This window comes from Arthrobacter gengyunqii, assembly GCF_023022985.1.
Classification (GTDB): Bacteria; Actinomycetota; Actinomycetes; order Actinomycetales; family Micrococcaceae; genus Arthrobacter_B; species Arthrobacter_B gengyunqii.
Genome location: NZ_CP095461.1, coordinates 2,792,892 through 2,806,042, shown reverse-complemented (window position 1 = coordinate 2,806,042; position 13,151 = coordinate 2,792,892). Strand labels below are relative to the sequence as shown.

At 65.2% G+C, this 13,151-nt stretch carries 10 protein-coding genes and 1 tRNA gene; 6 read left to right on the top strand and 5 right to left on the bottom strand.

Going from position 1 to position 13,151, the window contains the following annotated elements; all coding sequences use genetic code 11:
* Positions 1-3,006 (top strand): UPF0182 family membrane protein, encoded by a 3,006-nt coding sequence (locus MUG94_RS12795; RefSeq protein WP_423724269.1) that lies wholly within the window; start codon positions 1-3, stop codon positions 3,004-3,006.
* Between the two features lie 70 nt (positions 3,007-3,076).
* A tRNA-Met gene (locus tag MUG94_RS12790) sits at positions 3,077-3,153 on the top strand.
* Between the two features lie 336 nt (positions 3,154-3,489).
* On the opposite strand, the gene MUG94_RS12785 is transcribed toward MUG94_RS12790, so the two are convergent.
* Positions 3,490-4,230 (bottom strand): PspA/IM30 family protein, encoded by a 741-nt coding sequence (locus MUG94_RS12785; RefSeq protein ID WP_227906437.1) that lies wholly within the window; start codon positions 4,228-4,230, stop codon positions 3,490-3,492.
* Positions 4,231-4,336: 106 nt separating this feature from the next.
* A complete protein-coding gene (locus MUG94_RS12780) occupies positions 4,337-6,376 on the bottom strand; it encodes a TPM domain-containing protein (protein WP_227906436.1) in 2,040 nt (679 codons plus the stop codon).
* 260 nt (positions 6,377-6,636) lie between these two features.
* Here MUG94_RS12780 and MUG94_RS12775 point away from each other — a divergent pair, with 260 nt between their 5' ends.
* From MUG94_RS12775 to MUG94_RS12760, 4 genes are all read left to right on the top strand, one after another.
* Positions 6,637-8,169 carry a S1C family serine protease gene (locus MUG94_RS12775; protein WP_227906435.1) on the top strand — a complete coding sequence of 511 codons (1,533 nt, stop codon included), beginning with the start codon at positions 6,637-6,639 and terminating at the stop codon, positions 8,167-8,169.
* A gap of 226 nt (positions 8,170-8,395) precedes the next feature.
* The gene (locus MUG94_RS12770; protein WP_227906434.1) at positions 8,396-9,244 is read left to right on the top strand and encodes an electron transfer flavoprotein subunit beta/FixA family protein; all 849 of its coding nucleotides are present in this window, start codon (positions 8,396-8,398) and stop codon (positions 9,242-9,244) included.
* A 56-nt stretch (positions 9,245-9,300) separates the two neighbouring features.
* A complete protein-coding gene (locus MUG94_RS12765) occupies positions 9,301-10,245 on the top strand; it encodes an electron transfer flavoprotein subunit alpha/FixB family protein (RefSeq protein WP_227906433.1) in 945 nt (314 codons plus the stop codon).
* 3 nt (positions 10,246-10,248) lie between these two features.
* On the top strand, positions 10,249-11,013 hold the full coding sequence (locus MUG94_RS12760; protein ID WP_227906432.1) for a PIG-L deacetylase family protein: 765 nt from the start codon (positions 10,249-10,251) through the stop codon (positions 11,011-11,013).
* A gap of 15 nt (positions 11,014-11,028) precedes the next feature.
* On the opposite strand, the gene MUG94_RS12755 is transcribed toward MUG94_RS12760, so the two are convergent.
* Genes MUG94_RS12755 through sigK form a run of 3 tightly spaced genes read right to left on the bottom strand, consistent with a single transcriptional unit; the run spans position 11,029 to position 13,109 of the window.
* Positions 11,029-11,646: a TipAS antibiotic-recognition domain-containing protein gene (locus tag MUG94_RS12755; protein ID WP_227906431.1), complete on the bottom strand. Its 618-nt coding sequence runs from the start codon at positions 11,644-11,646 to the stop codon at positions 11,029-11,031.
* Positions 11,647-11,671: 25 nt separating this feature from the next.
* Positions 11,672-12,466, bottom strand: coding sequence for an anti-sigma factor (locus tag MUG94_RS12750; protein WP_227892136.1), 795 nt, complete (start codon positions 12,464-12,466; stop codon positions 11,672-11,674).
* Positions 12,459-13,109: an ECF RNA polymerase sigma factor SigK gene (sigK, locus tag MUG94_RS12745; protein WP_227892135.1), complete on the bottom strand. Its 651-nt coding sequence runs from the start codon at positions 13,107-13,109 to the stop codon at positions 12,459-12,461. The genes MUG94_RS12750 and sigK overlap by 8 nt, the downstream gene beginning before the upstream one ends.
* Positions 13,110-13,151 lie beyond the last annotated feature (42 nt).

Below are 13,151 nucleotides of genomic sequence, written 5' to 3'. Positions count from 1 at the left end.
GTGACTTCCGGACCTAATGGCCCATTTTCCCGACCCAGCCCCAGCGCGGGCGCCCGCCCCGGCAAAAGGCGCGGACCGAGCCCGCTGATTGCCACCCTGATTGTCGTGGCGGTCCTCGTAATTGGATTCGTCTATTTTTCCCAGGTCTACGCGGACGTCCTCTGGTACAACCAGTTGGGCTACCTCGAAGTCTTCGTTAAGGAAAACCTGACGCGGATCGCGATGTTCCTCAGCGCCTTCATCGTGATGGCCCTGTGTGTCTTCCTGACCATCAGGGCCGCCTACGCCTCGCGGCCCGTCTATGCTCCGGACAGCGCCCTGCAGGACAACCTGAACCGCTACCAGGCCCAGCTTGAGCCCGTCCGCAAGCTTCTGATGATCGGCATCCCCATCGTCGTCGGCGGGTTTGCCGGCACCGCGGCCATGTCCATGTGGCAGCAGGCGCTGTTGTTCTTCAACAGCCGCAACTTTGGCCAGCAGGATCCCGAGTTCGGTCTGGACTTCAGCTTCTACCTCACGCAGCTGCCGTTCATCGGCTTCATCGTCGGCTTCCTCATCAGCGTCGTGGTCATCTCGGGCATCGCCGGGCTGCTGACCCACTACCTTTACGGCGGCATCCGCCTGGAGGAAAAGGGCATCTTCACCTCCCGCCAGGCACGGATCCACATTGCCGTCATTGCGGCAAGCTTCCTGCTCCTGCAGGCCGCCAACTTCTGGCTGGACCGCTATGACACCCTGCTGAGCACCTCGGGAACCTGGACCGGTGCCCTGTACACCGACGTCGAAGCCGTCATCCCCACCAAGACCATCCTCGCCGTTGCCTCGGTGATCGTGGCGCTGCTCTTCATCGTGTCCGCCGTCATCGGCCGGTGGCGCCTGCCGATCATCGGTACGGCCATGCTCATCATCACGGCCATTGTTGCCGGCGGCGTTTACCCGTGGATCGTGCAGCAGTACCAGGTAAAGCCCTCCGAGCTGAGCAAGGAAGAGCCGTACATCCAGCGCAACATCGACCTCACACGTGAGGCCTACGGCCTGGATGAAACCGAAGTCATTGACTACAAGGCCACCGTTGAAGCAAATGCCGGCGCGCTGGCAGCCGATTCAGGCACCACTTCCAACATCCGCCTGCTGGATCCGAACGTCGTGTCCCCGGCCTTCTCGCAGCTGCAGCAGTTCCGTCAGTACTACCAGTTCCCGGAAACACTGAACGTGGACCGCTACGACATCGACGGCGAAACCCAGGACACGGTGATTGCAGTCCGTGAACTGAACATCGACGGCGTTCCCGACGGTTGGGTCAACGAACACATTCTCTATACGCACGGCTACGGCGTCGTCGCGGCCCGCGGATCAACGGTCCAGGCCGACGGCAAGCCCAGCTTCATGGAATCCGGCATCCCCTCCAGCGGCGTTCTGGGCGACTACGAACCCCGGATCTACTTTGGCGAATCATCACCTGACTACTCGGTGGTTGGTGCACCCGAGGGTTCGGCACCGCAGGAAATCGACCGCCCGCAGACGGGCGACTCGGACACCGAGTCCCAGACAACGTTCGACGGCGACGGCGGACCCAGCGTGGGCAATCTGTTCAACCAGCTGGTCTACGCCATCAAGTTCCAGTCCACCGAAATGCTGCTCTCGGACGCCATCAACCCCGAGTCGCAGATCCTCTACGACCGCGATCCCCGCGAACGCGTCGAAAAGGTTGCTCCCTACCTGACAGTGGACGGCAATGCCTACCCGGCCGTTGTCGACGGCCGGGTCCAGTGGATTGTGGACGGCTACACCACCAGCAAGTATTTCCCGTACTCCACCCAGCAGGAACTGCAGGCAGCCACCACTGACTCCCTCACCACGGGTGCCGCAGCCCTTCCGGCGGACAAGGTGAACTACATCCGCAACGCGGTCAAGGCCACCGTTGATGCCTACGACGGTTCCGTCACCCTGTACGCCTGGGACGACCAGGATCCGCTCCTGCAGTCCTGGCAGGCAGTCTTCCCGTCCACGCTGAAGCCGTACAGCGAGATGTCCGCCGAGCTGATGTCGCACGTGCGCTACCCGGAGGACCAGTTCAAGGTCCAGCGTGAGCTGATGGGCAAGTACCACGTCACCAACGCGGACTCGTTCTTCAAGAACGACGACGCCTGGTCCGTGCCGAACGATCCCACTGTGGCCAACGCCGAGGTGAAGCAGCCTCCGTACTACCTGTCCCTGCAGATGCCGGGCCAGGATGACACAGCGTTCTCCCTGACCACTCCGTTTATTCCGTTTGTCTCGCCCAACGGCGAAGCCCGCAACGTGCTGTACGGCTTCCTGTCAGCCGAAGCGGATGCCGGAACGGGCGAGGCCGGAGTGAAGAGCGAGGACTACGGAAAGCTGCGGCTGCTGTCGCTGCCCACCGACACCGTGGTCCCCGGTCCCGGCCAGGCCCAGAACCGGTTCAACTCGGACCCGACGGTTTCCAACGCGTTGAACCTGCTGCGCCAGGGTGCTTCCGAGGTCATCAACGGCAACCTGCTCTCCCTGCCTGTGGGCGGCGGCATGCTCTACGTGCAGCCCGTCTACGTGCAGTCTTCCGGTGACGCGTCCTACCCGACGCTGCAGCGCGTGCTCGTGAACTTCGGCGAGACGGTCGGCTTCGCTCCCACGCTGGATGAAGCCCTGAACCAGGTCTTCGGCGGTGACTCCGGTGCCATCACCGGCGACTCCGAGAACGTAGGCCAGACCCCGGACACCGGGACCGGCGAGGTACCGGGTGACACGACGGCAGCCGCTGACCTGGCCGCTGCGCTGGCCGATGCCGGAGCCGCGATCCAGGAAGGCCAGACGGCGCTGGGAAACAATGACTTCGCCGCCTACGGTGCGGCGCAGGACAAGCTCAACACCGCCATCCAGCGCGCCATCGCCGCGCAGGAAGCCATGGACGCCGCTGCCGGGGAAACCGGCGGCGGAGAAACCGGTGCCACGGAGGGCGCAACTCCTGCCCCCACCGAGGGTAACTAACGCGTTGAGGCTGCGGCCCGGCTGCCGATTTGCAGCCGGGCCCCGCGGCGGGTAGAGTTAACTATCACGCCGCGGGGTGGAGCAGTTCGGTAGCTCGCTGGGCTCATAACCCAGAGGTCGCAAGTTCAAATCTTGCCCCCGCAACCACGTAACACAGCAACACCAGAGAATCCCGGTTGACAGAAAATGTCAGCCGGGATTCTCTGCGTTCCGGGATGACCCGCTCTCCCTTGCACTGCCGCTACTAGACTCGCGGCATGGGCAATCGGGCACGGCCGGCCCGCTGGCGTGTTGCTCCTCGTGCTGTGGGTTCTGCTGCCGCTGGGCCTCCGACGGCGCGCGCTTCACCGTCGGGGGCTTAGCTGAGCGCCGGCTTCGGGGAAGGGGACGCCGGAAAGCGTCGCCGGCAAAGGATAAGGGCGGCACTCCACAGGGGAGTGCCGCCCTTAGTCGGCAGCGCCGGCGAGCAGCGCCGCTTAGTGCTTACTTCTGGCCGATCGCGGACTGTCCTGAGCCGGAGCTCTTCAGAGCGGCCAGACGGGCCTCAACCTCAGTCTGCTCGCCCAGGTCTTCCAGGCTCTCAAACTGTGCATCCAGACTGGACGCGGCGAGCTCGTTTGCGCCGCGGACGCGGGCTTCTTCGCGGCGGATCTTCTCTTCGAAGCGGCCAACCTCCGAGGTCGAATCCATAACGTCGATGCTCTTCATGGCTTCGTGCATCTGGGTCTGCGCATGCGCGTTGCGGGCGCGGGCGATCAGCTCGTCGCGCTTGCTCTGCAGCTGGTTGAGCTTGCCCTTCATCTGGTCCAGGCCGGTCTTGAGCCGTTCCACGATCTCTTCCTGGGAAGCGATCGTGGGCTCTGCACCCTTGGCCTCATTCTCGGAGGCCATCTGGCGCTGAATGGCGACCTTGGCCAGGTTGTCGAACTTCTCTGCGTCTGAGGCGTTGCCGGACGCGCGGAACTCATCGGCCTTCCGGGATGCGGCCAGGGCCTTGTTGCCCCAGTTCCGGGCATTCTGGATGTCCTCGTTGTAGTCATCCTGAAGCATGCGCAGGTTGCCGATGGTCTGGGCAACGGCGCTCTCAGCCTCGGCAATGTTGTTGCTGTAGTCCCGAACCATCTGGTCCAGCATCTTCTGAGGATCTTCGGCCTGATCCAGGATGGCGTTGATGTTGGCCTTGGCCAGCTGGGTGATGCGTCCAAAGATTGACTGCTTTACCACGGTGTCTGCCTTTCGGTTTGTCGAACTGAATCTGCTGAAAAAACTGATGGTGCACCTTCATCTGATGTTGCGTCCTGCTGGGACCGGCTGTGCTTGCGGCCTGAATTTAGAAGCTGGTGCCGCCGCCGCCGAAACCGCCGCCGCCCCCGCCGCCGAAGCCACCGAAACCGCCGCCTCCCCAACCGCCGCCGCCGCCGAAACCGCCGCCTCCGCCGCGCAGGATGGAATCGATGAGGATGCCGCCCAGGATTGCTCCGCCGAGGCCTGAGCTGCCGCCACGGCCGCCGTACATGCCGCCCCCGCCTCCGCCGAAGCCGCCGCCGAATCCGTCGACATCCTGCTGGGCCATCTCAGCTGCCTGCGCGGCCAAGGCATTGGCCTGCTGGGCGTAGGCCAAAGCGCTGACCGGATCGGACGACTGCAGGGCGATGGCCTGCTGGAGGTTGCGCTCCGCTTCGGCAAGCCGGGTCCTGGCCTCACTGCCGACACCGCCGCGCCGGGCACGGATGTAGTCGGAGGTGCCGGAAATCTGCGCCTGGGCTGACATGACGGCGTGCTGCAGGGAGTCGCGTGCACGGCGTTCCTGTTCCTGCCGGTCCCGGATGCCCTCGAGTGCGTTGTCGAGCTGAGCGTTGGCCGTCTCAAGGCGCCGCAGCAGGTCCACTGGATTGTTCCGAACCGAGGACTCACGCTCAATGGCCGTCAACGCGGCTTCCACACCGGCTACCGGTCCGGCCAGTCCGGCGTTGGCGCCGTTCGCTGCAAAGGCCCGGGCCTGGGCCAGATCCTGCCGGGCATCTGCGACGGCACGCTGCAATTCGTTGCGCGCTGCGTCGAGTTCATGTCCGGTCTTCTCGATGGCATCCAGCAGGACGTTGGCCTGGTGCACGCTTTCCTCTGCGGCGCGGACGGCGACGACGGCGGAGGCTGTGTCGCCCTCGTCAAGCTTGGCCTGGGCTGTTTCTTCGGCGTTATCGACAAACTCGAGCCGCTGGCGTGCCTGTTCGATGTTGTCCGAGATCTGGGACAGGGCGGAATCGGCGTAACGCTGGCGGAGCCCGGCGATGGAGGCCTCTGCTGCCTCCAGGCGCCCGCCCGCCGACTGTGCGCTGCTGCGGGCCGCGCTCAGCGCAGCGGGTGCATTTTTCTCCAGTTCGCGGAGCGCGTCAAAGTCTTCCTTGTGCGCCTGGAGGGACTCATTGACCGCCTCGCAGCGGCGGATGATGTCCTTGAGCCAGGTGCGCTGCTGGGCCTCGGTGTCCGGAATATGGTCATCCAGCTGCTGCTGCATCTTGAAGGATTCGCTCATGTGGTTCTTCGCTGCTGCGAGGTCCTCAGTGAAGGTCTTGACGGCGTCGTCGCCGTAGGAGGCCATCGCGAAGGCCAGTTCCTGTTCACTGGACTTGATGGCGTCGTCGGCGGCTACAAGAAGGCTGCCGGCGCGCTTGCGCAGATCCTCCACGCTCATCTCGTCCAGTGGGTCGACCGGCTCCTGCGGTCCTGAGTTGGCCGGTCCGGCTGTAATGGCACCCTTGCGCCGGCTGCGGACAAACAGGAAGGCCGCGCCGCCGCCAAGCAGGATGATTCCGCCAATCAGAATGACCGGAGCAAGGCTGGCGCCGGAGGACGACGACGAACCGGTGGAAGTGCCGCTGCGGCCTGAGGCGAGCGTGTCGGCGGCGCTGACGGCTGCTTCAGCCCAGTCCTCGGAGGTGAAGCTCTCTTTGCCAACCAGCGGATCGGCGGCTGCATCGATAACGGCGTCGCCCTGTTGCTGCGTCAGCGGACTGTTTGCAGCAACTGAGACATTGATCTGTCGGCTTTGCGTGGCAATGCTCAACAGCACGTCCTGAGAGTTCATCCCCTTCTGCTTCACGACTTGGTCTCCCCAAGCAACAGGGTCCGAAGGGTTCGTGAACTCATCCACGTACACCACAAAAAGGGTGTACCGGCTTTCATCACGCACCTCCGTGATGGCTTCCCTGACTTCGCCGGCATCCGAGCCCAGGACACCGGCGTCATCGACCAGGAATTGTCCGGGCGGAATGGTCACCGGGGGAACCGCGGAAGCGGCCGTGGCCGGAACCATCAGCGCCGTGACACTCAAACCGAGCACGGCAGCTAGCCGCATGGTCTTCAACCGCATAAATTTGTCCTCAGGATTGTCATGGTGCGTGGCTGTTCGGCGTCATTCCGCCGGATCCGTGAATTCTGCGGGCGAGCGGCCGGCACTTGGTTCGATTCTATGGTTCGCCGGATTACCAGTCCACCATGGGGAGGGCTGCATGTCTTTCGGCAAACTGTCAGGAAGTGTTCAGGAACCTTTGCCAGTCGTCACAGAAAGTATTGTCATAGTTGAGGAAGCCTCACACTTCCACGGGCACATTGATTTGGAAAGGACTGCACATGTCTGAGCAATACGGGGGCACCGAGGGGCCGCAGCGTCCGCTTCCTCCCCGTCCGCCTGCCCCGCCTGCTTCTTCTGAGGGCGTAACTGCGGATGAGGCCCGTGAAGGCCAGACGCAGCAGTTGCCCGATGCGGCGGCCCAGCAGTCCGCTTCCTACGGCAGCACTCCTCCGGAGAATGTTCCGGGCGCCGTGCCGCCGCCTGCACACACGCCTTCTGCGTCAGGCAGCAGCAGTTACGGTGCCGGCAGCTACGGGGCCGGGGATTCGGGCGGCGGTTATTCCGGAGGTGGCTACGGGCAGGACCCGTACAGCGCCGGACCCCAGCCGACCCGTCCGCCCGCCGGGCGCAAGTTCGGAGCCGGCACCCTGGTTACCGGCATGGTTCTGGCCGGGCTCCTGGGCGGGGGCGTGGCCGTGGGCGCCAATGCGCTGATGGACAACGACTCGACTCCCCAGAGCACGGGCCAGGCACAGACTGTCGTCGTCAACAACGATGAGAGCGTCAACGCGGTGACTGCCGCCGCGGTGAAGGCCTCACCCAGCGTGGTCACCATTGACGTGGCGGCGAGCGGCAGTTCAGGAACCGGCTCCGGAATCATCCTCGACAACGACGGACACATACTGACCAACACGCACGTCGTCACCCTGGGAGGCACCGCCTCCTCCCCGTCGATCGAAGTGCAGACTCATGACGGCCGCGTTTTCTCGGCCACCCTGGTGGGCACTGATCCTGTCTCGGACCTGGCCGTTATCAAGGTGGATGCCACTGACTTGACCCCCGCCACGCTGGGAGACTCGGACGAGCTCAATGTCGGCGATACCGTCATTGCCATCGGAGCCCCGCTGGGACTCGCCGGCACAGTCACCGACGGTATCGTTTCGACCCTGAACCGGACCATCAGCGTTCAGTCATCCGCGGCGCCGGAGTCCCAGTCAGACGGAGGGACAGGCCAGCAGGATGACGGCAACGGCTTCCGCTTTGCTCCGCCGGACGGTTCGAGCCAAAGCCAGACCACGGCCCAGAGTTCCATTTATCTGGATGTGATCCAAACCGATGCAGCCATCAACCACGGAAACTCCGGCGGTGCGCTGGTGAACACAGACGGCGATGTCATCGGCGTCAACGTGGCCATTGCCTCCGCCAGCGAGGAAAGCGGAAGCATTGGTGTCGGCTTCGCCGTTCCCATGAGCTACGCCGAACGGGTGGCCAACGAGATCATCGCCGACGGCTCCGCGTCGCACGGATTCCTGGGTGTTTCAGTGACCCCCGCGGCGGCGTCCGACTCCTCATCCTTCACCGTGGGTGCGGAAGTTGCCGAGAACCCGGCGAGCGGAACTCCCGCAGCACGGGCAGGCCTGAAGCAGGGTGACATCATCACGGCGGTGGACGGAATTCCCGTCACTGACGCGCAGTCGCTGACCGCCGCCATCCGGATGCAGGCCGCGGGCAGCAAGGTGACCATCGATTACACCAGCGGCGGACGGACGGACAGCACGGATGTGACGCTGGGCAACTCCGCCGATCAGTAACATCGCCGGTCAGTAACCTCGCACATCAGCAACTGCCGGCCTCCATAGGGCCGCAATCAAAAAACGGCTGGGGCTCCCCTTTCTCTCAGGGGGAAGACCCAGCCGTTTTTGGCGCCGGTACGTGTCAACCGTTCAGTGTGATTAGCTTAAGTTTGCCGCTGCGGCGGCTGGTCCCGGACCCGGTGTTGCCGCGCCCGGAAGGATCCCACACGCAGAAAGGTTCCGCATGCAGGAATCAGCCGACAGGCCGCTGAACATTGTTGTCCTGGTGAAGCACGTGCCCGATGCCCAGTTTGACCGGCACCTCACAGGTCCCGGCCACACCCTGGACCGTTCCGAGAGCATTCTCTCGGAACTGGACGAGTACGCTCTTGAGGCGGCACTGCAGCTGGCCGAGGCCCGCGGCGGGCAGGCGGCCGGCAACATGGTGACTGCGCTGACCATGGGACCGGACGCGGCCGTCAACGCCGTGAAGAAGGCCCTGCAGATGGGTGCCTACCAAGGTGTCCACGTGAATGATGAATCGCTGGCCGGCTCAGATGCGGCAGCAACCTCGCTGGTGCTTGCCGCTGCCGTGCAGCACGCCGCCGGGGCCCAGGGCGCTCCCGCCATGCCGGATCTGGTGCTGACGGGCATGGCATCCACCGACGGCGAAACGTCCCTCGTTCCGGCACAGCTGGCTGAACGCCTCCAGCTGGCACAGATCACCTTCGCCTCCGAGCTTGCCGTGGAGGACGTGGACGGCGCCGCCGTGGTTCGTGCCCGCAGGGACGGCGATTCCTACTCGGAGACCCTCGAAGCGCCGCTGCCGGCGCTGGTTTCCGTCACCGATCAGGCCAACGAACCGCGGTACCCCAATTTCAAGGGCATCATGGCGGCCAAGAAGAAGAGCATTGCGGTTTTGTCGCTGCAGGATCTGGGCATCGACCCGGGCGCCGCGGGACTGGCCGGGTCCTGGACCACGGTGGCTGCCTCGGCGCCCCGCCCGCCGCGTTCAGCGGGAACCATCATTACCGACGACGGCAGTGCCGGGGTTGCGCTGGTGGACTTCCTGGTTGCCTCCAAACTGATCTGATCATCCTTTCACCGGCGTTGCCCCGGCCGCGCCCGAAGCACTAAGGAGAGCCCACCATGGCCTCTGTCCTCGTCTTTATCGATGTACCGGGCCTGCCGCTGCCGCGCGCCAGCCGCGAACTGCTGACCATCGCCCGCGGGCTGGGGGAGCCGGCTGTCGCCAGCCCCCGCGCCCTCAGCGACGAGGCCCTCCAGGCGTTGGGGGAGTGCGGCGTCGCAGCCGTCTACGAACCAGCGGGTGATCTGCCTGACGTCCTGGTTGCCGCCAAAGCTGCATTCCTGGCGGACACCGTGCGGGCGGCGGCGCCGGCAGCGGTGCTGCTCGGCAATTCCTTTGAGGACCGCGAGGTGGCTGCACGCGTGGGGGTGAAGTTGGGTTCCGGCGTCATCACGGATGCAGTGGCCGTTGCCCCGGACCTCTCAGTGACCAAATCCGTCCTGGCAGGCTCTTACACCTCAACCTGCCGGGTGCAGGCCGGAATCCCGGTGATCACGGTCAAGGCCAACAGCGTTGAACCCGTTCCGGCCGCCGCTCCCGCAGCCCCGGAACGCCACCGGGTTGCCGTCTCCGACGCCGGTCCTGCGGCACGCGTTACGGCGCGCACGGAGAAACGGGTCAGCGGCCGTCCTGAACTCTCCGAAGCGCGGGTCATCGTGGCAGGCGGACGCGGAATGGACGGGAACTTCACACCGGTGGAGAATCTTGCGGACGTGCTCGGCGGTGCCGTGGGCGCTTCCCGTGCCGCAACGGACGCAGGGTGGATTGAACACTCCGCCCAGGTGGGCCAGACCGGCAAGACCGTCTCGCCGCAGCTGTACATTTCGGCCGGCATTTCCGGTGCCATCCAGCAAAAAGCCGGCATGCAGACAGCAAAGGTCATCGTGGCAGTCAACAAGGACCCCGATGCGCCCGTGTTTGAAATTGCGGACTTCGGGATTGTGGGGGACGTGTTCTCCGTCCTGCCGCAGGCTACCGAAGAAATCAAGAAGCGCAGGTCCTGATCCATGGCCCAGACGCAGGCACAGGCACAGACACCCCCCGGCGTACGGCGTGTGCTGGCATTCGCCGCCCATCCGGATGACATCGACTTCGGTGCCGCCGGAACCGTGGCGGGCTGGACGGCGGCCGGCGTCGAGGTCACCTATTGCATCATGACTGCCGGCGATGCCGGGGGCTTCGAACCGGGGGACCGGGACAGCGTCTCGCAGGTGCGGAGCAGGGAGCAGCAAGCCGCTGCCGAGCTCACGGGGGTGCGGGACATTCACTTCCTGGGTGAACGGGACGGTTTCCTGGCCGTGACTCCTGAAGTGGTGGAAAAAGTGGTGGCGCTGATCCGCGAAGTGCGCCCCGACGTCGTGCTCTCCATGCATCCCGAGCGCAACTGGGACCGGATCCAGGCCAGCCACCCCGACCACTTGGCATGCGGTGAGATCGTTACCCGCGCCGTTTATCCGGCAGCCGAGAATCCCTTCGCCTTTCCCCGGCTGGAGGAACAGGGCCTGGAAGCGTACAAGGTTCCGTGGCTGTGGTTCTACGGCGCTCCGCGGGAGCGCGAAAACCATGCCGTGGATGTCACCGGAGCAGTGGATACGAAGCTGGCGGCGATCCGGGTCCACGCGAGCCAGCATCCGGACATCACCCGGATGGAGACGGCCGTGCGGTCGATGCTTCAGGACAACGCCCGCCGTTTCGGGCTGCCCGGCGGCGCCAGCGCCGAGGTCTTCCACGCGGTGGGCGTCAACACCGACCAGACGATCGCGGGATTCTAGGCGCCGGAAGCCGGATTACCGCAGGTTGGCCTCGGCCCAAACCTTCATCGCTTCGGCGAGGTAGGCCGCCAGCCCGGGGATTTCGCTGTCATAAAAGACGGTGAACCGCGGGTCCTGCACATACATGGTCCCCAAACCGACGTAGCCGGCCTTGTCCGGAGTCCACCCCGCGCAGACCCACCGGTAGTGGCGGGCGACCGCGGCAGACACCCGCGGCTCCGACGGCGCCAGTCCCGCCTCCAAGCAGGCCGCAAGCTCAGCGTTGATGGCCCGGGCTTCCTGCATCAGGTCCTGCCGCCCGGCGTTGCCGAGAGCCGCCAGCTTCTCCTTGCTGGAATCGACCCGGGCATCGCCCCAGCGCTGCCGGGCTTCATCCTCGTACGGGTTCTCTTCGAATCCCCGGAACATCTTCTGTGCATCCATGGCTTCTCCTCTTTTCAGGGTCTCCAGTGTGGCGCTGACAGTCGCCGCCATCTGAGCAAGCCGCCGGCTTTCCTCCTGCAGCCAGCGGTGGTGGACCGCCAAGGCCTGAGCCTCATCGGTTTGTCCGGCGAGAATGGCTGCGATCGCCTCCAAGCCCAGACCCAGCCGGCGCAGCAGAAGGATCCGCTGCAACCGCCGCAACTCCGTCATCCCATAGAAGCGGCAACGGGCAGGCTTAGGCCGTGAAGGGAATGACCATCACGATGGGCAGCGTGGGGGTCGGGGAACCGCCGTCGGGCTCAATCGTCAGCGCCACCGCACTGTAGGGATCAATGTCCGTCAGTTCCGTGGCCTTGGTGCCGGAGACTTCCTCGCCGGTCATGACGCCCACCGACACCGGATCGGATCCGTCGGCCGGGACGCGCCACATCTGGTAGACCGATCCTTCCGGCGGGGCGGGGACTCCGCTGAGCGTGACGACGGCGGCGTCCTCGCCTTTGGAAGTGGCCACTTCTGCGGTGCCGCCGGTGGGCAGCTCAACGGTGCGCTGCTGCACGTCGGAAGCCTGAAGCACTTCCTCCCGCACCGAATCCGGTCCGCCCAGGTTGCTGCCGATGGCAACGCCGCCCACAACGATCGCCGCTGCGGCCGCGCCGGCAAGAATCCACCGGCCGGCGGTGCTCCGGAGGGAGCGGCGGCTGCGGCGGGCGGCCAGCTCGTCGCCGGTCCGCGGATCGGGTGCGGAACCCTCCTGCTCCGGCAACCGGGCCATGATCCGCTCCAGAAGGTCCTCGGGCGGAGCTGCTTCGGGCCGGTAGCCTCCGGCCAGTGCTTCGCGTGTGGCCCAGACACGCTGGAGGAAGGACCGCCGGACACTCGGCTCTGCCTTTTCCAGGGCGGCATCCACCGCCTGCCGGTCATTGTCGGGAAGGGCGTTCAGGGCATACACCTCAGCCCATTCCAGCAGCCGGCCGTCGGCCAAGTCCGTGTAGAGGGCATCCGAGGAGGCATCAAAGCTGTTTTCAGGCATTTGCGGGCACCCCCAGGCAATTCTTCAGTCGGATCAATCCGTCACGGATCCGCGACTTGATGGTTGGCACCGCGGCATTGAGTTTTTCCGCGACCTCGCGGTAGGTCAGTCCGCCGTAGTAGGCGAGGCGAACCGATTCCCGCTGGGTGTCGGTCAGCGACTCCAGACACTCCACCACGGCTTCGGCGTCGAGCCGCTGGGCAACGGTGTCCGCCACATTGTCATAGTCCGGTTCCTGCATGGCGGCGCCGAAGCGGGCCTCCCGGTTGGCGGAACTCTGTTCGGAACGGACCCGGTCAACGGCGCGGCGGTGGGCGAGCGTCAGCAGCCAGGCCAGAGGTGAACCGACGGCCGGATCAAAGCGCGAGGCGCTGGTCCACACCTGCAGATAGACCTCCTGGGTGGTGTCCTGGCTGAGCTCGGCATCAATCAGCACCCGGCGGGCCAGCCCGTACACGCGGCGCGAGGTCAGAGCGTAGAACTGCTCGAAATCATCACGGCTGCCGCCGGCAATCCCCGCCAGAAGCGCCTGAAGCGAGGCAGGGGGAACGGGCTGTTGCCCGTGGTTCTGGTCGGCGTCGGCGGCGCTCTCCGGAATGGAGGCCTGCGCGGCGGAGGGCCGTCCCTGGTGCGGCTTGTCCATAGGCTTCCAGCATAGGGGGAAACCTGCGGCTGCGGCTGCACC

Bases quoted from the DNA above. Each gene is read 5' to 3' on its own strand.
- MUG94_RS12780 (WP_227906436.1), bottom strand. From the start codon at position 6,376: ATGCGGTTGAAGACCATGCGGCTAGCTGCCGTGCTCGGTTTGAGTGTC.
- MUG94_RS12775 (WP_227906435.1), top strand. From the start codon at position 6,637: ATGTCTGAGCAATACGGGGGCACCGAGGGGCCGCAGCGTCCGCTTCCT.
- MUG94_RS12770 (WP_227906434.1), top strand. From the start codon at position 8,396: ATGCAGGAATCAGCCGACAGGCCGCTGAACATTGTTGTCCTGGTGAAG.
- MUG94_RS12765 (WP_227906433.1), top strand. From the start codon at position 9,301: ATGGCCTCTGTCCTCGTCTTTATCGATGTACCGGGCCTGCCGCTGCCG.
- MUG94_RS12760 (WP_227906432.1), top strand. From the start codon at position 10,249: ATGGCCCAGACGCAGGCACAGGCACAGACACCCCCCGGCGTACGGCGT.
- MUG94_RS12755 (WP_227906431.1), bottom strand. From the start codon at position 11,646: ATGACGGAGTTGCGGCGGTTGCAGCGGATCCTTCTGCTGCGCCGGCTG.
- MUG94_RS12750 (WP_227892136.1), bottom strand. From the start codon at position 12,466: ATGCCTGAAAACAGCTTTGATGCCTCCTCGGATGCCCTCTACACGGAC.
- sigK (WP_227892135.1), bottom strand. From the start codon at position 13,109: ATGGACAAGCCGCACCAGGGACGGCCCTCCGCCGCGCAGGCCTCCATT.